The sequence below is a fragment of the Mumia quercus genome (assembly GCF_025506335.1).
GTDB lineage: Bacteria > Actinomycetota > Actinomycetes > Propionibacteriales > Nocardioidaceae > Mumia > Mumia quercus.
In genome coordinates this window covers 27,835-51,335 of record NZ_JANZYO010000008.1, presented here as the reverse complement: position 1 = coordinate 51,335, position 23,501 = coordinate 27,835, and the positions used below count along the sequence as shown (strand labels likewise).

The 23,501-nt window shown below is 71.9% G+C and carries 20 protein-coding genes; 12 read left to right on the top strand and 8 right to left on the bottom strand.

What is annotated here, in order from left to right:
- Nucleotides 1-17 precede the first annotated feature (17 nt).
- Entirely contained in the window at nucleotides 18-1,256 is a 1,239-nt protein-coding gene (locus NYZ95_RS18335) for an ROK family transcriptional regulator (protein WP_262852785.1), read from the top strand.
- Nucleotide 1,257: 1 nt separating this feature from the next.
- Here NYZ95_RS18335 and NYZ95_RS18330 read toward each other — a convergent pair whose 3' ends face one another.
- Nucleotides 1,258-2,454, bottom strand: coding sequence for a winged helix DNA-binding domain-containing protein (locus tag NYZ95_RS18330; RefSeq protein ID WP_262852784.1), 1,197 nt, complete (start codon nucleotides 2,452-2,454; stop codon nucleotides 1,258-1,260).
- A 66-nt stretch (nucleotides 2,455-2,520) separates the two neighbouring features.
- Here NYZ95_RS18330 and NYZ95_RS18325 point away from each other — a divergent pair, with 66 nt between their 5' ends.
- From NYZ95_RS18325 to NYZ95_RS18315, 3 genes are read left to right on the top strand one after another with little or no spacing between them, the layout of a single operon-like run.
- Nucleotides 2,521-3,036 carry a flavin reductase family protein gene (locus NYZ95_RS18325; RefSeq protein ID WP_262852783.1) on the top strand — a complete coding sequence of 172 codons (516 nt, stop codon included), beginning with the start codon at nucleotides 2,521-2,523 and terminating at the stop codon, nucleotides 3,034-3,036.
- A 39-nt stretch (nucleotides 3,037-3,075) separates the two neighbouring features.
- Nucleotides 3,076-3,558 carry a MarR family winged helix-turn-helix transcriptional regulator gene (locus NYZ95_RS18320; RefSeq protein WP_262852782.1) on the top strand — a complete coding sequence of 161 codons (483 nt, stop codon included), beginning with the start codon at nucleotides 3,076-3,078 and terminating at the stop codon, nucleotides 3,556-3,558.
- On the top strand, nucleotides 3,555-4,835 hold the full coding sequence (locus tag NYZ95_RS18315; protein WP_262852781.1) for an MFS transporter: 1,281 nt from the start codon (nucleotides 3,555-3,557) through the stop codon (nucleotides 4,833-4,835). The genes NYZ95_RS18320 and NYZ95_RS18315 overlap by 4 nt, the downstream gene beginning before the upstream one ends.
- On the opposite strand, the gene NYZ95_RS18310 is transcribed toward NYZ95_RS18315, so the two are convergent.
- Nucleotides 4,777-5,994: a Fic family protein gene (locus NYZ95_RS18310; RefSeq protein WP_262852780.1), complete on the bottom strand. Its 1,218-nt coding sequence runs from the start codon at nucleotides 5,992-5,994 to the stop codon at nucleotides 4,777-4,779. The two genes, NYZ95_RS18315 and NYZ95_RS18310, sit on opposite strands and share 59 nt — an antisense overlap.
- 53 nt (nucleotides 5,995-6,047) lie before the next feature.
- Nucleotides 6,048-6,476 (bottom strand): HIT family protein, encoded by a 429-nt coding sequence (locus NYZ95_RS18305; RefSeq protein WP_262852779.1) that lies wholly within the window; start codon nucleotides 6,474-6,476, stop codon nucleotides 6,048-6,050.
- A gap of 14 nt (nucleotides 6,477-6,490) precedes the next feature.
- Here NYZ95_RS18305 and NYZ95_RS18300 point away from each other — a divergent pair, with 14 nt between their 5' ends.
- The 5 genes from NYZ95_RS18300 to NYZ95_RS18280 all read left to right on the top strand — a co-directional run bounded on the left by NYZ95_RS18300 (nucleotide 6,491) and on the right by NYZ95_RS18280 (nucleotide 13,150).
- Nucleotides 6,491-7,648 carry a DNA glycosylase AlkZ-like family protein gene (locus NYZ95_RS18300; protein ID WP_262852778.1) on the top strand — a complete coding sequence of 386 codons (1,158 nt, stop codon included), beginning with the start codon at nucleotides 6,491-6,493 and terminating at the stop codon, nucleotides 7,646-7,648.
- A gap of 67 nt (nucleotides 7,649-7,715) precedes the next feature.
- On the top strand, nucleotides 7,716-9,575 hold the full coding sequence (gene dxs, locus NYZ95_RS18295; RefSeq protein ID WP_262852777.1) for a 1-deoxy-D-xylulose-5-phosphate synthase: 1,860 nt from the start codon (nucleotides 7,716-7,718) through the stop codon (nucleotides 9,573-9,575).
- Between the two features lie 68 nt (nucleotides 9,576-9,643).
- Nucleotides 9,644-11,170 (top strand): amino acid permease, encoded by a 1,527-nt coding sequence (locus NYZ95_RS18290; protein WP_262852776.1) that lies wholly within the window; start codon nucleotides 9,644-9,646, stop codon nucleotides 11,168-11,170.
- A 77-nt stretch (nucleotides 11,171-11,247) separates the two neighbouring features.
- On the top strand, nucleotides 11,248-12,180 hold the full coding sequence (locus NYZ95_RS18285) for a PAC2 family protein (protein ID WP_262852775.1): 933 nt from the start codon (nucleotides 11,248-11,250) through the stop codon (nucleotides 12,178-12,180).
- Nucleotides 12,181-12,262: 82 nt separating this feature from the next.
- On the top strand, nucleotides 12,263-13,150 hold the full coding sequence (locus NYZ95_RS18280) for an acyl-CoA thioesterase (RefSeq protein ID WP_279307956.1): 888 nt from the start codon (nucleotides 12,263-12,265) through the stop codon (nucleotides 13,148-13,150).
- A gap of 91 nt (nucleotides 13,151-13,241) precedes the next feature.
- On the opposite strand, the gene NYZ95_RS18275 is transcribed toward NYZ95_RS18280, so the two are convergent.
- Together NYZ95_RS18275 and NYZ95_RS18270 are read right to left on the bottom strand one after the other, a co-directional pair.
- On the bottom strand, nucleotides 13,242-14,132 hold the full coding sequence (locus NYZ95_RS18275) for a MaoC/PaaZ C-terminal domain-containing protein (protein WP_262852773.1): 891 nt from the start codon (nucleotides 14,130-14,132) through the stop codon (nucleotides 13,242-13,244).
- 1 nt (nucleotide 14,133) lies between these two features.
- The gene (locus NYZ95_RS18270; RefSeq protein WP_262852772.1) at nucleotides 14,134-15,477 is read right to left on the bottom strand and encodes a 3-oxoacyl-ACP reductase; all 1,344 of its coding nucleotides are present in this window, start codon (nucleotides 15,475-15,477) and stop codon (nucleotides 14,134-14,136) included.
- Nucleotides 15,478-15,617: 140 nt separating this feature from the next.
- Between NYZ95_RS18270 and NYZ95_RS18265 the strand changes: the two genes are divergently transcribed.
- Complete coding sequence (locus tag NYZ95_RS18265; RefSeq protein ID WP_262852771.1) at nucleotides 15,618-16,922, top strand: acetyl-CoA C-acetyltransferase; 1,305 nt, start codon at nucleotides 15,618-15,620, stop codon at nucleotides 16,920-16,922.
- Between the two features lie 47 nt (nucleotides 16,923-16,969).
- On the opposite strand, the gene NYZ95_RS18260 is transcribed toward NYZ95_RS18265, so the two are convergent.
- Nucleotides 16,970-17,683, bottom strand: coding sequence for a TetR/AcrR family transcriptional regulator (locus NYZ95_RS18260; protein ID WP_262852770.1), 714 nt, complete (start codon nucleotides 17,681-17,683; stop codon nucleotides 16,970-16,972).
- Between the two features lie 126 nt (nucleotides 17,684-17,809).
- Between NYZ95_RS18260 and uvrB the strand changes: the two genes are divergently transcribed.
- Complete coding sequence (gene uvrB / locus NYZ95_RS18255; RefSeq protein ID WP_262852769.1) at nucleotides 17,810-19,918, top strand: excinuclease ABC subunit UvrB; 2,109 nt, start codon at nucleotides 17,810-17,812, stop codon at nucleotides 19,916-19,918.
- 25 nt (nucleotides 19,919-19,943) lie between these two features.
- Here uvrB and NYZ95_RS18250 read toward each other — a convergent pair whose 3' ends face one another.
- The gene (locus NYZ95_RS18250) at nucleotides 19,944-20,972 is read right to left on the bottom strand and encodes a hypothetical protein (protein ID WP_262852768.1); all 1,029 of its coding nucleotides are present in this window, start codon (nucleotides 20,970-20,972) and stop codon (nucleotides 19,944-19,946) included.
- A gap of 287 nt (nucleotides 20,973-21,259) precedes the next feature.
- Here NYZ95_RS18250 and NYZ95_RS18245 point away from each other — a divergent pair, with 287 nt between their 5' ends.
- Complete coding sequence (locus tag NYZ95_RS18245; RefSeq protein ID WP_262852767.1) at nucleotides 21,260-22,273, top strand: TerC family protein; 1,014 nt, start codon at nucleotides 21,260-21,262, stop codon at nucleotides 22,271-22,273.
- Nucleotides 22,274-22,340: 67 nt separating this feature from the next.
- Here NYZ95_RS18245 and NYZ95_RS18240 read toward each other — a convergent pair whose 3' ends face one another.
- Entirely contained in the window at nucleotides 22,341-23,285 is a 945-nt protein-coding gene (locus NYZ95_RS18240) for a hypothetical protein (RefSeq protein ID WP_262852766.1), read from the bottom strand.
- Nucleotides 23,286-23,501 lie beyond the last annotated feature (216 nt).

Sequence of the window (23,501 nt, the reverse complement as noted above, 5' to 3'; positions counted from 1 at the left end):
GCGAGGGGAACGACGCGGTGCCACTGCAGCAGCAGCGACCGACCGGCAAGGGGGCCAACCAGGAGGCGGTCCGCCGCCACAACCTGGGCACCCTGCTCGGTCATGTGCACCGCGACACGGACGTGTCTCGTGCCGACCTGACGACCCGCATGGGGCTGAACCGCTCCACGATCGCCGCGCTCGTCGTCGAGCTCGAGAGGCTCGGCGTCGTCGCCCAGGCTTCACCGCGCGGCGACCGCCAGGGCGCCGGCCGCCCGTCGCTGCACGTACGCCCCGGCGAGCGCCACGTGTGCGTGATCGCCGTCGAGCTGCGGGTCGAGTCGATCGAGGTCGCGCGCATCAGTCTCGGCGGCACGGTCCACGGTCGCCTCTCCGTCCCGGTCGAGGTCGGTGCCTCGCCCGAGCAGGTGGCCGACCAGATCGCCCGTACGGCCGCCGACCTGCTCGACGACGTCCCGCCCGACACGCTGCTGGTCGGGGTCGGGGTCGGCATCCCGGGCGTCGTGTCGGCCGACGACGGCCGCATCCACTACGCGCCCAACCTCGCCTGGTCGGACGTCGCGTTCACCGAGCTGGTCCAGGACCGCCTCGGGGGTGAGGTGCCGGTGGTGATCGGCAACGACGCCAACCTCGGTGTCCTGGCCGAGCACGCGCGCGGCGTCGCGCGCGGGATGTCGGACGTCGTCTACCTCAGCGGCGACGTCGGCGTCGGCGGCGGGCTCATCACGCGCGGGCGCAGTCTGCTCGGCACCGTCGGGTACGCCGGGGAGGTCGGGCACATGCGCGTCTCCGTCGGCGGGCGCCTGTGCCGCTGCGGCAACCGCGGGTGCTGGGAGACGGAGATCGGCGCCGTCGCCGTGGCAGAGGCGCTCGGCACCCCCTCGCACGACATCGCCCACCTCGTCGGTCTCCTCGACCAGGTCGGTACGCCGTCCGTCGCGCTGCGCGAGGTCGGCCGGATGCTGGGCGTCGGGCTGACGAACCTCATCAACATCTTCGACCCGCAGGTCGTGATCCTCGGCGGCCTGCTGAGCGCCCTGTACCCGGCGGTGAGCGCCGAGGTCGACGCCGAGGTCGTGCGCGGCACCCTCGACTCCGAGGACCGGCGTACGGAGGTCGTGCTGCCCGGCCTCGGGCGCGACTCCGTCCTCGTGGGGGCGGGCGAGCTCGCCTTCGGAGCGATGCTGAGCGATCCGCTGCTCGTCGTCGCCGCGGCGGAGGAGGCGGTCCGACGGGTCCGCGTCGCGGCCGCCTGAGTCACGCCCGCAGCTCCTTGTCGAGCGGCGTCGGGAAGCTCGGCGTGAACGTCGCCCCGTCGAGCAGCCCTTCGAGGCGCCCCGCCTCGGCCTCGACGGCGTCGCGGACGTCGGTGCCGAGATCCTCCAGGAGGCGGTGCACGACCTCGCCCCCAGGGCGCACCGCCCATCCGCCGACGACGCGGCCGTCCCACCAGATGGTCGGGCCGATGTTGCCCATCCGGTCGAAGAGGCGCTCGCGGTGCACGCCGAGGTACCAGGTGCGGTGCTTCCAGCCCATCGGTGTCGGGTCGAGCGCGGGCAGGAGCGCCACGCCCGGTGAGACGGGGTCGGGCACCTCGGTGCCGGGGAGCATGACTCCCGGTCCTTCCTCGAGCGTGACCTCGACGAGGTCGAGCGCGCCGAGGGCGGCACGGGTGTGGGTCTTGTTCCAGCCCGTCCACCACTGCAGGTCGTCGGGCGTCGCCGGCCCGAAGACCTCGAGCCAGCGGCGGGCGAGCCCGACACGGGCCTCGGGCTCGGGCACCTCCGGGATGCCGTCCGGGAACCACGAGGTGATCGGGGCCCACGCGTGGTGGCGCGAGGTCCAGGAGCCTCTCGGCTCGGTCCGGACGATGCGCCCCTCGGCCGACAGCAGCGCGAGCGTCTGCGACGTGACCGTACGACGGACGTCCCACGCCTTGTCGGTCGTCGGCAGCAGCGCCGTCCGCAGCGCCGGGACGGCCGCACTGATCTCGGCGCCGCTGAGCGTGCCGCCGTCGCGCGCCGCCGCGGCCAGCACGGCGTCGACGTCCTGCTCGACTTCGGCGAGCCAGGCCTGCGGGTCCGGGACGGGTGGGTCTGTCGGGATCTTGGCGAGCTCCTTGAGGAGACGCGTGCGCAGCACGCGCGCGACGCCGCGGCTCGCACCGGCGTGGATCATCGGGACGTCGGCGCGGCCGGCGACGAAGAGCGTGCGCCGCATGGCGAGGACCCGGACGACGTCGCGTCGCTCGTACATCGCCGCCCGCACGTCGTCGCGGGTCAGGCCAGGTGCGCGGGCCAGGACGGAGAGGTAGACGCTGGCCGGGTCGGTGGCGTGCAGGACGAGGAGGTCGTCGACCACGTCCTCGACGCGGGGCGCGCCGCCGTGCTCGCCGAGGCCGACCCGGTGCTGGACGACGAGTCGACGGCGGCGTTGCTCGTCTGTGAGGTGCACCCGCCCATCCTGGCGCAGCGCGGTGACAGATCACGCGGACGGCGCGACCGACCGTACGCTGACGGCGTGACGATCCACTCCGAGCACCCGTTCGTCCCGCCCGAGGGCGAGCGCGACCCGCTGCGCCGTCTGCGCGGCCGGCTCGCGCAGGCCGTCACGATCTGCACCGCGGGGGAGGGGCGCGGTCGGGCGGGCCTGACCGTCTCGTCCCTGCTCGTGGCCGGCGGCGAGCCTGCGCGGGCTTTGATGCTGGTCGACGAGGACAGCGACCTGGCCGATGCCCTGGACGTGGGGGAGTCGTGGGTGGTGAACGTCCTCGGTGCGCGTGACCGTGGACTGGCCGACCCGTTCGCGGGGACCGCGCCGGCACCCGGTGGCCTGTTCACGCGGGGGAGCTGGAGGCAGACGCCGTACGGCCCGGTGCTGGAGACGGCCGTGGCCTGGCTCGGTGCCCGGGTCGCGGCGCCGCCGCGCCAGGTCGGGTGGCCCCTGCTCGTCGAGGGAGTGGTCGAGCACGTCGAGATCGGTGAGGACGGTCCGGCCCTCACGCACGTACGCGGACGTTACGTGTCTCTGGAGTAGCTGTAACAGCGCTTATATAAGTGCTGTTACAGTGCTGCGGTGGACCCTACCGACGAGAACTTCTGGGAGCCCTTGCGCGGGCTCCAGGACGAGATGGACGCGGAGCTCGCCGCGCTCTACCGCGAGCGCGGCCTGCGCGTACGCCCGCGGCTGACCAAGCCGGTCATCAAGCTCGCCCACCACGGCCCGATGACGATCCGCGCGCTCGCCGAGGCCATCGGTGTGACGCACTCGGCCGCCAGCCAGACGGTCACCGTGCTCCGGGCCGACGGCCTCGTGGAGACCGGCCCTGGCCCCGACGCCCGGACGAAGCTCGTCAGCCTCACCGCGCAGGGACGTGACCTCGTCCCGCTGCTGGAGGCGGAGTGGCGCGCGACCGAGCGCGCGCTCCTCGAGCTCGACGCGGAGGTGCCGTACTCGTTCCACGCCGTCGTGGCCGACCTCGGCGCGGCGCTGCGACGACGCTCCTTCCGCGAGCGGGTGAGCGCCCACCTGCCCGACGATCCCGCTCCGTCGGCGTGAGGTCGGGCCTGCTCGACCTCGGCCCGCTCCGGCGCGGGAGCGGGTTCCGGCGGCTGTGGGCCGGAGGCCTTCTCAGTGCGCTCGCGGGTCAGGTGAGCCTGGTCGCACTGCTCCAGCTCGTCTGGGACCTCACCGGCAGCGCCGCGCTCATGGGCACTCTCGGACTCGCCCACGCGGTCCCGATGGTGGTCCTCGGGCTGTACGGCGGGGCGCTCGCCGACGCGTACGACCGTCGTCGCGTGGCGCTCGCCACCACGGCCGGCAGTGCCGTCGTCGCCGCGCTGCTCGCCACCCAGGCCGCGTACGGCCTGCGGTCGCTCGCCCTCGTCCTCGTGCTCGTCGCGTGCCAGGCCGGCCTCGGCGCGCTCGGTGCCCCGGCCAGGCGGGCGCTCATCGCGCGCGTGCTGGCGCCCTCCGACGTGCCCGCAGGCGTGGCGCTCAGCCATGTCGGCTTCCAGGTGTCGATGCTCGTCGGTCCCGCCGTCGGCGGGCTGCTCGTGGCGTACGCCGGGGCGGCGGTCGCGTTCGGCGTGCAGGCCGCGCTCGTGGGCGTGGCGTGGCTCGTCACCCACGGGTTGCCGCCGACGCCTCCGACGCCGTCGGCCGTGCCCGCGCGGTCCGGGCGAAGGGCAGACGTCTCCGTGCTCGACGGGCTGCGGGCCGTCGCGCGGTCGGCGGTCCTGCGCGGCGCGATGCTCTCCGACGTGCTCGCGACCGTGCTGGTCATGCCGGTCGCGCTGTTCCCGGTCGTCGTCGCCGCGCGGTTCGACGACGACCCCGCTGTCACCGGCCTGATGCTCTCCGCCGTCGGCGCGGGCGGCATCCTGGCCGGCCTCGCCTCGGGCGTGGTCAGCAGAGGGCGCCGCCCCGGACGCACGATGGTCGCGGCGGCACTCGTCTGGTGCCTGGGCGTCGCCGCGTTCGGTGCCTCGCCGTGGCTCGTGCCGGCACTGCTGGCGCTTGCGGTGGCCGGGGCCGCCGACACGTTCGCCGTGATCGCGCGAGGCGTCCTCACCCAGCTCGCGACCACCGACGACCAGCGCGGGCGGGTGTCCTCGGTGGAGCACGTGGTCGGCGTCGCCGGACCGGACCTCGGCAACGCACGCGGGGGAGCGGTCGCCGGGTTCAGCTCCCCGGAGGTCGCGCTGGTCTCCGGCGGCCTGCTCGGCGCCCTCGGCGTGGCCGCCGTCGCTTTCACGCACCCCGCGGTCGGCGCGTTCAGCCGTGACGAGGTGGATGCGCGGCCCGCCGCGCGAAGGCGTCGAGGGCGTCGATGACGTCTGGGCACTGCCAGACCCGGTTGCGGGCCCGCGTGCCGACCTGCACGAGCACGCCCGCCTCGACGAGGCGGTCGATGGCCGCCTGCGCCGCCACGTCGCTCACGCCGAGCTCGCGCGCGACCAGCGCGTTGTCGAGGGCAGGGTGGCGGACGAGCACCGCCGGCATCCGGTGCACCGCGGCGTGGCGACGGGCGACGACCCGCTCGGCCCAGGACGCGCGCAGCGCCACGAGGTCGGCGACGAGCTGCCGGCCGTTCTCGACGGCGCGCAGGGTGGCGGCGGCGAGCTCGGTGACCACGGGCGCGGGATCGCCGTCCCGGTAGGCGCCGAGGGCAGCGAAGTAGCGGCGCGTGTCGCCGACGAGGCCGCTCGAGATCGGGACCGAGACGCGCTCGGTCACCCCCTTCCCCCGCAGCATGGCGTGGACGAGAGCGCGCCCGGTGCGCCCGTTGCCGTCGGCGAAGGGGTGGATCGTCTCGAACTGCGCGTGCGCGATCGCCACCTGGACCATCACCGGTAGGTCGTCGCGCCGGACGAACCGCACCAGGTCCTCGACCGCGGCCGGCACGCGGCTGTGGTGGGGCGGGACGAACTCCGCGTCGTGCGGCCCGTAGGAGGAGCCGCCGACCCAGACCTGCTCCGTACGCCAGCGTCCCGCCCCCTGGGGGTCGGTGTCGGCGAGCAGCGTGCGGTGCAGGGTCAGCAGCCCGTCGGCGTCGAGGGAGTCGGCGAGCGCGACCGCCGCGCGCACCGCCTCCACGTTGCGGGCGACGAGGCGGGCGTCGTCGGTGGTGGCGGCGCCGATCTCGGCGAGCGCGAGCTGCCCGGCGTCGGTGTCGACGTGCTCGATCCGCGAGGAGGAGGCCGACTCCGTCCGCAGGAGCAGCGTGGAGAGCGGTCCGAGCTCGCCCAGCGCCTCGGTGTCGCCGAAGGCGTGCGAGAGGCCGGCGTCGAACCGCGCGATCGCGGCCGTCGCCTCCTCGGCGTCGGCGAGGACGGATGCGTCGAGGCGTACGGGGAGGTCGGCGATGGGCGGCAGCACGGCCGCGCGGTACGGGGCCGAGTGCCGGCGCAGCCGCGCCCGCGACACCCCGTACGGGGGCAGGCGCGTCCAGGGGTGCTCCTCCCACCCGACGGCCGGCCAGTCTTTGCCCATCTGGTCACGTTACCGAAGGTTTCGGGAGAAACCCTGGCCAGCGGCCGCGGGCGTCAGCGAGCCAGGGCCGCGCGCAGCCGCGCCGCGTACGCGTCGGCCTCGCCCTCGGCGTACCTCGTCCGAGGCCAGAAGAACCCTCGCAGCCCGTCGCCCTTGGTCCGCGGCACCACGTGGACGTGCAGGTGGGGCACGGACTGCGACACGACGTTGTTCTCGGCGACCCACGTCCCCTGCGCCCCGACGACGTCAGGGAGGACGCGCGCGACGTGCTGGACGACCTCGAAGTACGGCCCGACGAGCTGGCTCGCGAGGTCCGGGAGGGTCACGACGTGCGCGCGCGGGACGACCAGGACGTGGCCCTTGAAGACGGGACGATGGTCCAGGAACCCGATCGTGTCAGCGTCCTCGTACACGAGGGGGGCGTCGATCTCACCCGCGACGACGCGGCAGAACGTGCACGAGGCGTCGTACGTCCCAGACATGGAGGCATCACACCATGAGCAAGCGCCTGACACCGGACGACGTCGCGCTGCGGACGCTCGACCGGCAGTTCCCGAGCCCGACCGGCACCGCGGTGGCCGATCTCGTGGCCCTGTACGAGGCGCTCGGGCCGGTCCAGACCCAGGTGCCACGCGCCGCGTTCCTCTTCGCCGCCTCACGGCTTCCCGGCATCACCCACGAGACTGTCGTCGAGGCGTTCGACACCTACGCGCTGGTCAAGGGCACCACTTTGCGGGGCACTGTGCACTCGTCCGTCCCCCAGCACCACGCGTGGGCGTCGGCGGTGACCTCGGTGTGGCTCGACAAGGCGCTGGCCCGCGGCCTGTCCCTCGACGCCGTCGCGCCGGAGGAGGTGCGGGCCCGCACCGCGGCGTACGCGACCGACGAGTGGCGCGAGCGCGACGACCTGGTCGCGCACGTCGCGGCGTGGCTGGCGGACGCAGAGAAGCCGGGGCACGGCACGGTCGCCGACTCCTACGCCCGCAACCTGCTCCGCGGGGCGCCGTGGCTCGTCCGGCGCCCGCCGGACCGCCGGTGGCACACGCGCACCGACACCCTCTACCGGTCGTCCGCGGCGCTGACCGGCATCGACGCGAGCGTGCCACCCGAGGTCGCGCGGCGCGAGCTCGTCCGCGTCCATCTGGGGGCGTACGGCCCCGCGACGCGGCGCGACGTCGCGTGGTGGCTCGGCGACAAGCTGCGCCCCGTGGACGCGGCGATCGCCGCGCTCGGGGACGAGGTCGTGCAGTACGAGGGGCCCGACGGCCAGACGTACCTCGACCTCGCCGATGCTCCGGACGGCAGCGGCTTCGCCGCAGGTCTGCGTCTCCTCCCGGAGTTCGACGGGGTGATGCTCGGCTACGAGGGCACCGGCCCCGAGCGCGCGCGGTTCACCGCCCTCGAGAACCAGCAGCACCTCTTCAACAAGGTCAACGGCACGACCGCCCCCGTCGTCCTCGACGGCACCCGGCTGGTCGCCCAGTGGCGGATCGTGCCGCGCGGCACCCGGGTCGACGTCGAGGTGATCCCGCTGCCGGGGGAGAAGGCGCCCGCCGAGGACGCCGTCGCCGCCGCGCTACCCGCGGTGGAGGCCGTGCTCGCCACCGAGGTGGCTGACCTGCGGACTGTCGCGCGGGTCACCCTCGACGGCTGAGGGTCCGTGGGAGGGTAGGGGCCATGGCCTAAGATCGAATGACGCCCACCCACACCCGCGGAGGACCATGAGCACGCTCGATCGGATCAGCCAGCCGAGCGATCTGAGGGATCTGACCGACGCTGAGCTGGACGCGCTCGCGGAGGAGATCCGCGAGCGCCTGATCGTCGCCGTCGCCACCCACGGAGGCCACCTCGGCCCGAACCTCGGCGTCGTCGAGCTGACGATGGCGATCCACCGGGTGTTCGACTCCCCGCGCGACCGGGTGATCTTCGACACCGGCCACCAGGCGTACGTGCACAAGATGCTCACCGGCCGGGCCCGTGAGTTCGAGCGGCTGCGCATCGAGGGCGGCCTCTCGGGCTACCCGAGCCAGGCCGAGTCGCCGCACGACGTCGTCGAGAACTCCCACGCCTCGACCAGCCTGTCGTACGCCGACGGCCTCGCGAAGGCCAACACCGTCCAGGGACGGCCCGACCACGTGGTCGCCGTGATCGGCGACGGTGCGCTCACCGGCGGCATGGCCTGGGAGGCGCTCAACAACATCGCCGCCGACGCCGACCGCCGGCTGGTGGTCGTCGTCAACGACAACGGCCGCTCCTACCGCCCGACCGTGGGTGGTCTCGCCAACCACCTCGCGCGCCTGCGCACCAACCCGCGCTACGAGCCGGCGCTCAAGGCTGTGCGCGAGCGCCTCTCCAACACCAACGTCGTCGGCCAGGCCGCGTACGAGGCGCTGCACGCCATCAAGAAGGGCCTCAAGGACGCGCTCTACCCGCAGGGCATGTTCGAGGACCTCGGCCTGAAGTACGTCGGCCCGATCGACGGTCACGACCGTCCGGCCGTCGAGCAGGCCCTGGCCCAGGCCCGGACGTACGGCGGTCCGGCCATCGTGCACGTCATCACGACCAAGGGCCAGGGCTACCAGATCGCGGTCGCCAACGAAGAAGACCAGATGCACCAGGCGAAGGCGTTCGACCGGACGACCGGTGAGGCCCTGGCCGTGGAGCCGACGTCGTGGACGTCGGTCTTCCGCGACGAGCTGGTCCGCATCGGCGACGAGCGCCCGGACGTCGTCGCCATCACCGCGGCGATGCTCTCGCCGACCGGTCTGGACGCGTTCGCCGACAAGTTCCCCGACCGCACGTACGACGTCGGCATCGCCGAGCAGCACGCGGTGACCAGCGCGGCCGGCCTCGCGATGGGCGGTCTGCACCCGGTCGTCGCGGTGTACTCGACGTTCCTCAACCGCGCCTTCGACCAGGTGCTCCTCGACGTCGCTCTCCACCGGTGCGGCGTGACGTTCGTGCTCGACCGTGCCGGGGTCACCGGAGACGACGGTCCGAGCCACAACGGCATGTGGGACATGTCGATCCTCCAGGTCGTGCCGACCCTGAGCCTTGCCGCCCCGCGCGACGGTGCGCGGCTGCGCGAGCTGCTGCGCGAGGCGGTGGCCGTCGACGACGCGCCGACCGTCGTCCGCTTCCCCAAGGGCGGGGTCTCCAGCGACATCGAGGCGGTCGACACCGTCGGACGCAGCGACGTCCTGTTCCGTGAGGGCGACGAGGACGTCCTCGTCGTGGCGGCGGGACCGATGGCCCGGCAGGCCCTCGACGCCGCAGCGGTGCTGCGTGCCGAAGGGGTCGGCGTGACCGTCGTCGACCCGCGCTGGGTCAAGCCTCTCGACCCCGCGCTCGTCGAGCTCGCCGCGCGCTTCCGGCTCCTCGTGACCGTCGAGGACAGCGGCCGCGTCGGGGGCATGGGCTCGGTGCTGACCCAGATGCTCGCCGACGCCGACGTACGCACGCCCGTGCGGGTGCACGGCGTCACGCAGGAGTTCTTCGACCACGCCAAGCGCGACGTGCTGCTCGAGCGGATGGGGCTGACCGGCGCGGCGATCGCGGCCGACGCGCTCGCGAGGCTGTGACGCGCCGCACGCTCTGACGCGCCTGCGAGGGTCGTACCGGGCATAGTGACCCCAGAGGGGGGATCACGATGGCCAAGAGCGAGCTCTTCCGTACGAAGTCCGTCGAGCAGTCGATCCGCGACACCGACGACCCTGAGACCCAGCTCAACCGCAACCTCGGGGCGGTCGACCTCGTCGTCTTCGGCGTGGGCGTCATCATCGGCGCGGGCATCTTCGTCCTGACCGGACGCGCCGCCGCGACCAACGCCGGTCCCGCGATCGCGATCTCGTTCCTCATCGCCGCGCTGGCCTGCGGTCTCGCTGCGCTCTGCTACGCCGAGTTCGCGTCGACCGTGCCCGTCGCGGGCAGCGCGTACACGTTCTCGTACGCCACCTTCGGCGAGCTCGTCGCGTGGACCATCGGGTGGGACCTCGTCCTCGAGTTCACTGTGGGCGCCGCCGCGCTGGCGTCGGGCTTCTCCTCGTACTGGAACAACCTGGTCGACGGCACGTTCCTCGAGCTGCCCGAGCATCTGAGAACCGCGGCCGGCAGCGGGGTCGTGGACATCCCTGCCATCGCGATCTCCCTCATCGTGATGTGGATCCTCATCAACGGCATCAAGTTCTCCAGCCGCATCAACCAGGTCGTGGTCGCCATCAAGATCGCGGTCGTGCTGCTGGTGATCATCGCGGGCGTGAAGTACATCGACAGCCAGAACTGGTCGCCCTTCGTCCCGCCGTCGGCCTCGCCGGAGAGCGGGGAGGGCGGGTGGCTGAAGGTTCCGTTGATCCAGACGCTCCTCGGCCTGGAGCCCGCCGTCTACGGCGTTGCGGGGGTGTTCGCCGGTGCCGCCATCGTGTTCTTCGCCTTCATCGGCTTCGACGTCGTCGCCACCACCGCGGAGGAGACGAAGGACCCGCAGCGCAACGTCCCCATCGGCATCTTCGGGTCGCTCGCCATCGTCACGGTGCTCTACATGGCGGTGAGCCTGGTGATCACCGGCATGCAGGACTTCCGGGACATCGATCCGATGGACGGCGCCCCGCTCGCGACCGCCTTCGACGCCGTCGGCGTGCGGTGGATGGGTGACGTGATCTCGGTCGGCGCGTGCATCGGGCTCGTCGTGGTCGTGATGATCCTCATGCTGGGGCAGACCCGGGTGGCCTTCGCGATGGCGCGGGACGGGCTCCTGCCGCGCTGGCTCGCGGAGACGCACCAGAAGCACCGCACGCCCCACCGGATCACGTACGTGACCGGCTTCGCGGTGGCGGCGATCTCGGGCTTCGTCGACCTCTCGACCCTCGCGGACCTCGTCAACATCGGGACGCTGTTCGCGTTCGTCCTGGTCAGCGTCGGTGTCGTGATCCTCCGCCGGACCCGGCCCGACCTCCCGCGCGGGTTCACCGTCCCGGGCGCGACCCTCGTCGCGGTCCTGGCCGTGATCGCCTGCGTCTACCTCATGCTCAACCTGGTGGGCGAGACCTGGGTGCGCTTCCTCGTCTGGATGGCATTGGGGTTCGTCGTGTACTTCACGTACGGCCGCCGGCACAGCAGGTTGGGGCGGGTGGGGGAGGTCACCCGAGCCGCCGATCAGCCCTCGCCACCGGCCGCGTAGGCTGGAAGGGCGCGGCCCCCGCCCCCTCCGTACGAGCGGGAATCCCGCGCAGTCGTCCGGTGTTGGGAGGTGTCGTGGTGCGGAACTGGTTCGCTCGGCTCAGGCCGGGACACGGTGGCAACGAGATCTTCGACGACCTGCCCGACGGTGTGAGGCCGACGATGATCTACGCGTTCGACGGCTTCCTCAACGCGGGCTCGGCGCCGCGGCTGGCCATCGAGCACCTGGAGTCACGCGACGAGGGTGAGGTCGTGCACGAGTTCGACCTCGACGACTTCTACGACTACCGCGCGCGCCGACCCCCCATCGTCTTCGACCGCGATCGCTACGCCGACTACGAGCGGCCGTCGTTGGAGCTGCGCCTGCACCGTGACGACCACGGCGCCCCCTTCCTGGTGCTGACCGGCCCGGAGCCTGACTTCCGATGGGAGCAGTTCGCCGAGGAGGTCCACGACCTGGTGGAGGAGTACGGCGTCGAGCTCGTCGTCGGTCTCGGGGCAGTCCCGATGGGCGTCCCGCACACGCGGCCGTCGGTCGTGACCAACCACGCCGTCCGCCGTGACCTGCTCGACCGCAAGAACGTCTTCCGGGCCCAGGTGGTGCTGCCGGCCAGCATCCAGTCGGTCCTCGAGCTGCGGCTGGGCGAGTGGGGGCACGACGCCCTCGGCTACGTGGCCCACGTGCCGCAGTATGTCGCCCAGATGGAGTACCCGAGCGCGTCCGTCGCGCTCCTGGAGGCGGTGGCGTCCCGTACGGGGCTCCAGTTCGACCTGGAGGAGCTGCGCCTGCAGCAGGCCGAGACGGTCGCCGACATCCACAAGCAGGTCGAGGAGCAGGACGGCGGCGAGGTCCTGGCCGGGCTCGAGCGCCAGTACGACCAGATGAACCGCTCCGCGACCGAGCCGCTCGTCGCCGACGAGTCGGAGCTGCCGACTCCCGACGAGATCGGGCAGCAGTTCGAGCAGTTCCTCGCCCAGCTCGACGAGCGCGAGCCCGGCACGTCCGACTGACCGCGTCGTCCCGTGAGGCGCTGCTCACAGCGGGCGGCGTCACCCCGGAGATCGAGCCACGCGCCCGTACGCACGTGAGACGATGTGCCGCGTGCCAGCAACGATCGAAGAACTTGTCGACCTTCTTGACCTCGAGCGTCTCGAGGAGGACCTCTTCCGTGGAGGTCACCCGCAGGGGAGCGAGCTCACCCGGGTCTTCGGAGGGCAGGTCGCGGCACAGGCCCTGATGGCGGCCTCGCACAGCGTCGAGCCCGACCGGTTGGTCCACTCGCTGCACGTCTACTTCCTGCTCGGTGGCGACCCCAGCGTGCCGATCATCTACGACGTCGAGCGGATCCGTGACGGCGGCTCGTTCTCGACGCGTCGGGTCTCTGCTCGCCAGCACGGCAAGGTCATCTTCTACATGACGGCGTCGTTCCACCGCCACGAGGACGGCTACGAGCACCAGGACGCGATGCCCGAGGTGCCTGCCGTCGCTGCGTCTCCGGAGCTGCCGGAGGTGCTGGAGTACGTCGACACCCAGGCCGCCGAGCACTGGCGCCGGGAGTGGTCGGCGCTCGACGTCCGCTACATCGGCGACAACCGCGCCGCCGAGGACCCGTCCCGGCAGATGGTCCCGGCGGTCCAGCGGCTGTGGCTGCGCGCGCTGGGGGAGCTCGGGGACGACCCCGTGCTGAACGCCTGCGTGCTGACCTACATCAGCGACCTGAGCCTGCTGGGCTCGTCGCTCGTGCCGCACGGGCTCACGGTCGGCTCGCCACGCATCCAGCCCGCGTCGCTGGATCACGCGGTCTGGTTCCACCGGCCGATCCGGGCGGACCAGTGGATGCTGTACGACCAGCGGTCGCCGTCGGCGATCGGGGCCCGCGGGTTCGCCACCGCGAACATCTTCGCCGAGGACGGGGCGCTCCTCGCCTCCGTCGCCCAGGAAGGGCTCATTCGGCCCGTCAACCCCGAGCCGAGGGCCTGAGACCGCCCGCGCGGTGAGTCCGGTCCCACCCGTCACCCACGGGTGGGACCGGACTCACCGCCGGCGGCGGGGCGATGCGGCGTGGGGCGCGTCAGACGGGCGTGACCCGGGCGACGAGGTGCGTCGGCGCGGGCTTGTCGCCACGCGCACGGCCGGTGATCCCGAGGACCAGCCGGTCGCCGTCGGCCTGCGACCCGAAAGCCACGGTCGCCGGCAGGAGGATCGGCCGGCGGAACTCGGCGTCGACCGCGTACGCGTGGGGCAGCTGGTTCTCGACGGCCGCGAGGGCCCGCGCCTTGCTCCACATGCCGTGCGCGATCTGGCGGGGGAAGCCGAACGCCTTGGCCGAGACCTTGGTGAGGTGGATCGGGTTGCGGTCGCCCGACACCGCCGCGTACCGGCGACCGAGCCCTGCGTCGAGCCGCCACGTCGCCGTCCCAGCGGGTGCCTCGACGCCGTCGAGCGGCGCTGGAGCTGCCTCCGCACCGTCCCCACGGCCACGGCTCAGCAGCGTCATCGTCTCTTCCCAGACCACCTCGTCGCCGACCCGGGCGGTGCTGTGGACGTCGACGGTCCGGCCCTTCGGGTGCGGACGCAGGTCCGCGGCGCGGACGGTCACGTCGTACGTCTCGGTGACCGTCAGCGGGCGGTGCTGGGTGATGCGGTTGCGCAGGTGCACCAGCCCCATCGGCGCGAACGGGAACGAGGTGTCGACCATGAGGGCCATCTGCAGCCCGAACGCCGCCAGGTGCGGGTACGTGACCGGGAGCGTGTCGCGCAGGCTGAAGCCGCACACGTCGGCGTACGCCGCCAGGTCGTCGAGGTCGGTCGTGACGCCGCGCCGCTCGAGCGTGAGGTCGGGCACCGAGCCCGAGGCGTGCCGTACGCCGGGGAGCCCACCGACGACCGGCACGGCAGGGAGTGCCGCCCGCAGGTAGAGCGGAAGGATCGCCGGAGCCCCGGCGTACTCGCGGACGGTCATGTCAGGCCCCGAGCAGGCTCTGGCCGCACACCCGGACGACGTTGCCGGAGACAGCGGCCGAGCCAGGGTTGGCGTACCAGGCGATCGCCTCGGCGACGTCGATCGGCTGGCCGCCCTGCGACATGGAGTTCATGCGGCGGCCGGCCTCGCGGATCGTCAGCGGGATCGTCTTCACCATGTCCGTCTCGATGAAGCCCGGCGCGACGGCGTTGATGGTGAGGCCGTCGGCGGCGATGCGCGGAGCGAGCTCCTGGACCCAGCCGATGACGCCCGCCTTCGAGGCCGCGTAGTTGGTCTGCCCGTTGTTGCCCGCGATGCCGGCGATCGAGGAGACGCCGAGGATGGTGCCGCCGGAGCGGATCAGCTTCTGGTCGAGCAGCTCGGCGGTGATCCGCTGCGGAGCGTCCACGTTGATCTCGACGACCTTGTGCCAGTTCTCGGTCTTCATGTTGCGCAGCCGCTTGTCGCGGGTGATGCCGGCGTTGTGGACGACGACGTCGACGCCCTGGTGGTGCTCGGCGAGGTACGCGGCGATCCGCTGCGGAGCGTCGGGCGCGGTGATGTCGAGGATGATCGACTCGCCGTCGATCGCCGCCATCTCGCGCTGGAGGTCCTCTGCCAGCGGGGCGACGTCGAGCCCGACGACCGTGGCGCCGTCGCGGTGCAGCGTCTGCGCCATCGCGAGCCCGAGGCCGCGCGAGGCGCCGGTGACCAGGGCGACCTTGCCGGACAGCGGCGCGGCGAGGTCGTACGAGGGCGCGCTCGTCAGGCCGGCGGTGCCGATACGGACGACCTGCCCACAGACGTACGCCGACTTCGGCGAGAGCAGGAAGGCCAGCGTCGACGAGATCGCGCCCTCCGCGCCGGCCGCGACGTAAACGGTCTGGGCGGTCGACCCCTTGCCGAGCTCCTTGCCGAGCGAGCGGGTGATGCCCTCGAGGGCGCGCTGCGCGATCGCGCGTCCCGGGGTGTCGGCGTGCTCGGGCGGCGTGCCGAGGAGCACGACGCGGCCGCAGCCGGACAGGCTGCGGAGGACCGGCGTGAGGAACTCCTGGATCTGGTCGAGGCCGGCAGCGGTGTCGATGCCCGTGGCGTCGAAGACGATCCCCTTCACGCGCGCGCCCTCGGCGACCGCGTCGGTGGTCGTGACCGACAGGCTCGAGAGGGCGTCTGCAAGGGCCGTCCCGAGCGTCGAGCCGGGCGCGGCGCCGACCAGGACGGTGCCGTCCACGAGGGGAGCGCCCGCGCGGTAGCGTTCGAGCCGTGGCGGGTCGGGGAGGCCGAGGTTCTTCACCAAGAACTTCCCGACCGGCGTGTGGACGAGGTCTTGGTAGCGGTCGCTCATGCGGTGTGTCCTGCCTCTCGAATACCCGTGGTATCTAGAACGTGCGTCCTACCGTAACCTAGAGTTACAGGCGGGTACAGGACAGGGAGCCTCGCCCGTCACGAGTGTGGTCAACGCAACGCCTTCATCGAGGAGTCCTCATGGCATCCACCTCCGCCAAGCGCTCAGCCTCGGCACCTCGCCGGGTCGCGGTGATCGGGGGCAACCGGATCCCCTTCGCCCGCTCCAACACCGTCTACTCGCACGCGTCCAACCAGGACATGCTGACCGCGGCGCTCGACGGGCTGGTCGCGCGGTACGGCCTCGAGGGGGAGCGCCTGGGCGAGTTCGCCGCAGGAGCGGTGCTCAAGCACAGCCGCGACTTCAACCTCGCGCGCGAGACCGTGCTGGGCTCGACCCTCGACCCGCAGACCCCCGCGTACGACGTCCAGCAGGCCTGCGACACCGGCATCCAGGCGACGATCCAGGTGGCCAACAAGATCGCCCTCGGCAAGATCGACGTCGGCGTCGCCGGCGGCTCCGACACGACCTCGGACGCCCCGATCGCGGTGGGGGAGCGGCTGCGCAAGATCCTCCTCGACGCCAACCGCGCCAAGGACCTCAAGGGCCGCCTCGCCGCGCTCGCGCGGATCCGCCCCGGCGACCTCGCCCCTTCCATCCCGCAGAACTCCGAGCCGCGGACCGGCCTCTCGATGGGCGAGAGCCAGGCGCTCACCACGCTCGAGTGGGGCATCAGCCGCGAGGACCAGGACCAGTTCGCCGTCGAGTCGCACCACAAGCTCGCCGCCGCGTACGAGCGGGGCTTCCTCGACGACATGCTCACGCCGTACCTCGGGCTCGAGCGCGACCAGAACCTGCGCCCCGACTCGTCGGTCGAGAAGCTCGCGAAGCTCAAGCCGGTCTTCGGCAAGGGCGAGTCGGCGACGATGACGGCGGCGAACTCGACCCCGCTGACCGACGGCGCGTCGACCGTCCTGCTGGCCTCGGAGGAGTACGCCGCGGCGAAGGGCTGGGAGCCGCTGGCCTACCTCACCGAGTACGAGACGGCCGCCGTCGACTACGTGAACGGCAGCGAGGGTCTCCTGATGGCGCCGGCGTACGCGATGCCGCGCATGCTGGCTCGTGCGGGTCTGACGCTCCAGGACTTCGACTTCTGCGAGATCCACGAGGCGTTCGCGTCGCAGGTGCTGTCCACGCTCAAGGCGTGGGAGGACCCGATCTTCTGCAAGGAGCGCCTGGGACTCGACGCCCCGCTCGGTGCGATCGACCGCAGCAAGCTCAACGTCGTCGGCTCGTCGCTGGCCGCCGGGCACCCGTTCGCCGCGACCGGTGGCCGTATCGTCGCGACGCTGGCCAAGCTCCTCGCCGAGAAGGGCTCGGGCCGTGGCGTCATCTCGATCTGCGCCGCAGGCGGCCAGGGCGTCACCGCGATCCTGGAGCGCTGAGCGGCAGCTGGGGGAGGGTCGCCGGGTGCCGGCGGCCCTCGCCGCGGTCACTCCTGAGGGTCGTCGGCGACGGCCATCGCCTGGGCGGCGCGCACCGTCTGCCGCTTGACGGACTCCCACGGCACCCGCCGTACGGTCGGGACGCCGGGGGAGGCCTCGCTGACCAGCAGCTGGTTGCGGGCGAAGCGCAGCGCGCCGAGGGCCTGGGTGTAGAGCATGTTCGCGAGCATGTAGGGGTCCTCGGCGTGGAAGTCGCCGGAGTCGTTGCCCGCCTCCAGGACGTGCGCGAGGACGCCGAGCGGGCCGAGCATGCCGCGACCGAGGCGCATCATGGCGCCCTCGGAGACGCTGTCGAGCAGCTCGTTGCCGGGCTTGCTGAGGAGGTCGAGCGCGCAGTCGACGAACGCGGGGTACTCGTGGCCACGGTCGAGGAACGCGTTCGCGACGTTCTCGAGCCGCTGGGCGGGCGAGGCCTCCGGGTCGTCGGCCTCGCGCATCACCTCGGCGATCTCATCGAGGTAGCCGATCAGCGTCAACGCGAAAAGCTCCTCTTTGCCGGAGAAGTGCCGGTAGATGATCGCGCGGTTGATGCCCACCGCCTGCGCGATGTCCTCGATCTGGGCGTCGCGCACCCCGACGGTGTCGAAGAGGTTCCGCGTGGCGCGGATGATGTCGTCCTCACGGGCTCGGCGGCGCGCGGCGGTCGCTCGCGCTCCGCGCAGCGCCCGGGGCTCGCTCGCGTCGGTCTTGGCTTCTCCCACATCCGAAGTCTAGAGGGCACGGATGCTGCCCGGGGGCCGCGACACGAGACGACGGCCCGCCGACCGTACGCTTCGTGCGTGCTGCGACCAGGCGAAGCTGTCGGTGAGACGACGTAGGCTCGACGCATGCGTTCCGTCAAGGACCTGAAGCGTCAGGTCGCGCCCCTGCACGTGGTCTCCGACTTCGAGCCGAGCGGCGACCAGCCGCGGGCGATCGCCGAGCTCACCGAGCGGGTCCAGCGCGGCGACACCGACACGGTGCTGCTCGGCGCGACCGGCACGGGCAAGACGGCGACCGTCGCCTGGCTCGCCGAGCAGCTCCAGCGTCCGATGCTCGTGATGCAGCCCAACAAGACGCTGGCGGCCCAGTTCGCCAACGAGCTGCGCCAGCTGTTCCCCGACAACGCCATCGAGTACTTCGTCTCGTACTACGACTACTACCAGCCCGAGGCGTACGTCCCGCAGACCGACACCTACATCGAGAAGGACTCCTCGATCAACGAGGAGGTCGAGCGGCTGCGGCACTCGGCCACCTGGAACCTCCTCACCCGCCGCGACGTGATCGTCGTGGCGACCGTCTCGTGCATCTACGGCCTCGGCTCGGCCGAGGAGTACATGAACCGGATGATCCACCTCAAGGTCGGCTCCGAGATGGACCGCGACCTGCTCCTGCGGACCCTGGTGACCGCTCAGTACTCCCGCAACGACCTCGCGGCGACCCGCGGCACGTTCCGGGTGCGCGGCGACACGCTCGAGATCTTCCCCGTCTACCAGGAGCTCGCCGTCCGGGTGGAGTTCTTCGGAGACGAGATCGAGCGGCTGATGACCCTGCACCCGCTCACCGGCGAGGTGCTCAGCGACGAGGAAGAACTGTACGTCGGCGCCGCGACCCACTACACCGTGGGGCCCGAGCGGCTCGAGACCGCGGTCCGCGGCATCGAGAACGAGCTCGAGCACCGGCTCGCCGAGCTCGAGAGCCAGGGCAAGCTGCTCGAGGCGCAGCGGCTGCGGATGCGCACGACGTACGACGTCGAGATGATCCGTCAGGTCGGCACCTGCTCGGGCATCGAGAACTACTCCCTCCACATGGACGGCCGCCTTCCGGGCTCGGCCCCGAACTGCCTCCTCGACTACTTCCCCGAGGACTTCGTGCTCGTGGTCGACGAGTCGCACGTGACGATCCCGCAGATCGGCGGCATGTACGAGGGCGACATGTCCCGCAAGCGCACGCTCGTCGAGCACGGGTTCCGGCTGCCGAGCGCGATGGACAACCGGCCGCTGAAGTGGGAGGAGTTCCTCGAGCGGATCGGTCAGACGGTCTACCTCTCGGCGACCCCCGGACCTTACGAGATGTCCAAGGTCAAGGGTGAGGACGACGTCGTCGAGCAGATCATCCGCCCGACCGGCCTGGTCGACCCCGAGGTCATCGTCAAGCCGACCAAGGGCCAGATCGACGATCTCATCGACCAGATCCGCGGTCGCGTCGAGCGCAACGAGCGGGTGCTCGTGACGACGCTGACCAAGAAGATGGCCGAGGACCTCACCGACTACCTCCTCGAGGCAGGCATCCGCACCCGCTACCTGCACAGCGAGGTCGACACGCTGCGGCGCGTCGAGCTGCTGAGCGAGCTGCGGATGGGGGAGTACGACGTCCTCGTCGGCATCAACCTGCTCCGGGAGGGCCTCGACCTGCCCGAGGTGAGCCTCGTCGCGATCCTCGACGCCGACAAGGAGGGCTTCCTGCGCTCCGGCCGCTCGCTCATCCAGACCATCGGTCGTGCGGCGCGCAACGTGTCGGGTCAGGTCCTCATGTACGCCGACACGATCACCCCGTCGATGGAGCAGGCGATCGATGAGACCAACCGCCGCCGGGCGATCCAGATCGCCTACAACACCGAGCACGGCATCAACCCGACCCCGCTGCGCAAGAAGATCGCCGACATCACCGACATGCTCGCTCGCGAGGACGCCGACATCGAGCAGCTCGTCGGCTCCGGCCGCGCGCAGTCGCGGGGCAAGTCGCCGGTGCCGCTGGTGGGGGCGTCTGGCGACGGCAGCCACGTGGACACCTCGACCATGGCGGCCTCGGAGCTGGCCGAGCTGATCCAGGAGCTCAACACCCAGATGCACCAGGCGGCCGAGGAGCTCCAGTTCGAGGTCGCGGCACGGCTGCGTGACGAGATCGGCGACCTCAAGAAGGAGCTCCGCCAGATGCAGGCCGCCGGCGCCGGCTGATCGCTGGTCGAGTAGCCCCGAGCCGCTAGGCGAGGGGTGTATCGAGACCGGGCGTATCGAGACCGGGCGTATCGAGACCCGCGTCCGTCTCCGGCCCTCCCCACGCATCCGGGTCGACGGCGTAGACCCAGCGCATCTGCGGCCACTCGGTCACCGACCACAGCTCGCGGCGCTGCGGCCAGGCGGTGATGTCCTCGCACCCCGTCGGCAGCACGCCCTTGTGCCGCCGGAAGCCGCCGGGCGCGCCGACGAGGAGGTCGCCGGCGTTGCCGCGTCCCTGGCTCGTCGTCACGAACCACCGACCGTCGAGGACGGCGGCACCTTGCATCCGTGCCGACTGCGCGGCGTGCAGCTCGGTGGGGACGGCGCGGCCGGTCGGCTCCCGTACGGGGAGGTGCGTGGCGGGGTCGAGCGCGAACCGCCAGAGCCTCTGCGTCCTCCCCACGCCGCCGTACTCGCCGGCCACCAGCGCGGGCGGCTCGCCGTCACCGCCGTACGCGAGGGAGAGGAACGAGTAGCGCAGGCGGCTGCCTTCGTCGCGGCTCCACGCCGACAGCCGCGCGTACTCGGGAAGCACGGCCTCGTAGCCGAGCCGCGACGCGACGCGGTGCCCGCGCTCGGCCTGGTCGGACCGGAGCAGGTCGGCGACCCGGAACAGCAAGATCCCCGCCCGGGTCGCCGCCACGTACAGGTACGGGCCGTACCAGGCGATCCCGCCGGCATGGATCGGCACCGGCCGGGCGCGTACGCCCCACGGCGTCCTGACGGCGCGGACGAGGAGGACGTGCCGGTAGCGGCCCGCCGCGAGGTCCACGAACGTCAGCCGAGACCCGGTACGGCGGGGGCGGTGCCGGGCGTACCAGCTGACGACCAGGAGGTCGCGGTCGGTCGCGCCGTCGGCGGCGTCGGCAGAGGTGGTCACGCCCTGCGGGTACCAGTGCTCCGTCGACGCGTCCGCGGGCTCCCAGCCGAGTCCGCGCGTCACCGCCCGCCCCGGGACGTCGGTGTCCTGCACCCTCAGGACGGCGCCGTCCATGAAGGCCGGCAGGCCCACCCGTTCGCCTGTTCGCAGAAGGGAATCCCGTGCCGCCGGGCGGGTCACCGCACCGCGAAGCCCTACGTGTCTCACCGTCACGGACGTGAGCATCTCGCGTTGTGGGCTCCGATGCACCCTCTGGCACAATGGCGGAGGGAGGGGAGTATTCCTTTCGTCGACCCGTCGTCATCACGGCCGCCTCGTGCGCAGCCCGGCGGGTCGAGTCGTGTGGGGTGCTCTCAGCGCCGGCACGGCGGAAGAGACCTCCGGCCTGACACCCGATCCGACCGGAGGAACCCAACCGCATGAACGTCACACCGCTCGAATGGTGGATCACGATCGGCGTCACCGTCGCCGTGCTCCTCTTCGACGTCATCGTGATCGCCCGCAGGCCCCACGAGCCTTCGATGAAGGAGGCGGGTTTCGCGCTCTCGATCTACGTCGGGCTCGCCATCGCCTTCGGCATCTGGGTGTCGAGCTTCCACGGCGGCCAGTACGGCCTGGAGTTCTTCACGGGCTGGCTCACCGAGTACAGCCTGTCGGTGGACAACCTGTTCATCTTCATCATCATCATGGCGAGCTTCAAGGTGCCGCGGGTCTATCAGCAAGAGGCGCTGATGATCGGCATCATCTTGGCCCTGGTCTTCCGCGGGATCTTCATCGCGCTGGGCGCCGCCGCGATCAACAACTTCAGCTGGGTCTTCTACATCTTCGGTCTGTTCCTGGTCTGGACGGCGTACGGGCTGGTCAAGAGCTACCGCAACCATGACAACGAGGAGGCCGGCGACAACGCCGTCGTCCGCTTCGCCGAGCGCCACTTCAGCGTCACCGACGAGTTCCACGGCATGAAGATGGCCATCCGGATCGACGGCAAGCGCTTCCTGACGCCGATGTTCCTCGTGATCCTGGCGCTGGGCACCACCGACCTGCTGTTCGCGCTGGACTCGATCCCCGCGATCTACGGCATCACCAAGGAGCCCTACCTGGTCCTGACGGCGAACATCTTCGCCCTCATGGGTCTGCGTCAGCTCTACTTCCTGCTCGGCGGCCTGCTGCAGCGCCTGGTCTACCTGTCGCTGGGCCTATCGGTGATCCTCGCGTTCATCGGCGTCAAGCTGGTCCTGCACGCCCTGCACACCAACGAGCTGCCGTTCATCAACAACGGTGAGCACATCAACGTGCCGGAGATCCCGACGCTGGCCAGCCTCGGCGTCATCATCGTGGTTCTCTCGATCACGGCCGTGGCGAGCCTGTGGAAGACGCGCAACCAGCCGCCGCCGCAGCGTCCTGACGAGCGCGAGGACATCCCGCTGACCTGACGCGGCGTCGTACGCCCGCCTCGGCGGTGAGCCAGGTCCCACCCCGCAGCCTGGGGTGGGACCTGACTCACCGCCGTCGTGCGTGCGAGCCCGGGACCGGCGCCAGGAGCGCGCGCCAGCGTGGTCCGAACGACGGCGCCGGCCCTTCGTACCCGAGCGCGACGAGCTTGCGGTGGACGAGCAGCACCAGAGCACGCGGCCGGGCGAACCGCGCCTGAGTGATCTGGACGTAGGTGACGCCGTGGTCGCGGAACCCCTCGTACCGGCCGATGTCGACGTTGAACTGGTGAGCGCTCTCCGCGTGCTGCCGTCCCTCGTACTCGAGGACGAGGAGCCACCGGCGGTAGAGCAGGTCGGCACAGCCGAGGAACCTCCCGTCCACGAGCAGGTCGACGTTGACCTCGGGGGCGGGCAGCCCGGCGGCGACGAGCATGGCGCGGACCTTCGACTCGCGCGGCGAGCGGGAGCGCGGGCTCAGTGTCGGGAGGATCGCGCGTGCACGGTCCGCGCCGGGTCTCCACGGGTCACGGGTCACGAGCTCGGCGATCTCCTCGCGGGCGGCGTGCTCGTGTCGAAGGAGCCAGTCGCCGGCAGCCACGAGGTCGATCCCGCGCTCCTCCGCGCACGCGCCCACGAATGCCGCGGCGGGGGTGACGCCGACGTCGTCCAGCGGCGGCATCACCTTGGTCCGGTGCACCATCACGCCGTCGAGCGCGACGTGGTGGTCGTCCGGCACCACGAAGCAGATCGGCGTGAGGGGAAGGTCGTCGTAGCCGAGGAGCTGCAGACGCGCGCCGTCGGTGACACGTGCGTACGAGGGCACCGCCAGGGCGGCCGCTGCGATCCGGTCGCGGTCGGACAAGGCGTGCTCGGCATGCACCCAGACCTCCGGGTGCAGGCGCCGGAAGCGCCGGCCGAGAAGGAGCTTCGGCGAGAGGCCGAGACCGACCAGCTCCTCGCGCGAGAACGGGCGGTTGGTCAGCTGAGGGGGAAGGGGTGTCGGAGCGGGCATCCCGCCATCTGACGCGGCCGTACGTACGTCGCGCAGGCCCCGTACGGGCGCCTGTGGACCGCTCGGCACTCCCCGCCGCCTGTGGACGCCCGCCTGCCCCCTGCGGCGGGGGGGGGGGGGGGCCCCCCCCCCCCCCCCCCGGGGGGCGCGCCGGGCCCCCCCCCCCCCCCCCCCCCCGGGGGGGGGGGGGGGGGCGGGGGTGGGGGGGGGGTGTTT

What these genes read in the sequence shown, in the direction of transcription:
- NYZ95_RS18310 (WP_262852780.1), bottom strand. Translation starts at nt 5,994, where the DNA reads ATGGGCAAAGACTGGCCGGCCGTCGGGTGGGAGGAGCACCCCTGGACG.
- NYZ95_RS18305 (WP_262852779.1), bottom strand. Translation starts at nt 6,476, where the DNA reads ATGTCTGGGACGTACGACGCCTCGTGCACGTTCTGCCGCGTCGTCGCG.
- NYZ95_RS18300 (WP_262852778.1), top strand. Translation starts at nt 6,491, where the DNA reads ATGAGCAAGCGCCTGACACCGGACGACGTCGCGCTGCGGACGCTCGAC.
- dxs (WP_262852777.1), top strand. Translation starts at nt 7,716, where the DNA reads ATGAGCACGCTCGATCGGATCAGCCAGCCGAGCGATCTGAGGGATCTG.
- NYZ95_RS18290 (WP_262852776.1), top strand. Translation starts at nt 9,644, where the DNA reads ATGGCCAAGAGCGAGCTCTTCCGTACGAAGTCCGTCGAGCAGTCGATC.
- NYZ95_RS18280 (WP_279307956.1), top strand. Translation starts at nt 12,263, where the DNA reads ATGTGCCGCGTGCCAGCAACGATCGAAGAACTTGTCGACCTTCTTGAC.
- NYZ95_RS18275 (WP_262852773.1), bottom strand. Translation starts at nt 14,132, where the DNA reads ATGACCGTCCGCGAGTACGCCGGGGCTCCGGCGATCCTTCCGCTCTAC.
- NYZ95_RS18270 (WP_262852772.1), bottom strand. Translation starts at nt 15,477, where the DNA reads ATGAGCGACCGCTACCAAGACCTCGTCCACACGCCGGTCGGGAAGTTC.
- NYZ95_RS18265 (WP_262852771.1), top strand. Translation starts at nt 15,618, where the DNA reads ATGGCATCCACCTCCGCCAAGCGCTCAGCCTCGGCACCTCGCCGGGTC.
- uvrB (WP_262852769.1), top strand. Translation starts at nt 17,810, where the DNA reads ATGCGTTCCGTCAAGGACCTGAAGCGTCAGGTCGCGCCCCTGCACGTG.
- NYZ95_RS18245 (WP_262852767.1), top strand. Translation starts at nt 21,260, where the DNA reads ATGAACGTCACACCGCTCGAATGGTGGATCACGATCGGCGTCACCGTC.
- NYZ95_RS18240 (WP_262852766.1), bottom strand. Translation starts at nt 23,285, where the DNA reads ATGCCCGCTCCGACACCCCTTCCCCCTCAGCTGACCAACCGCCCGTTC.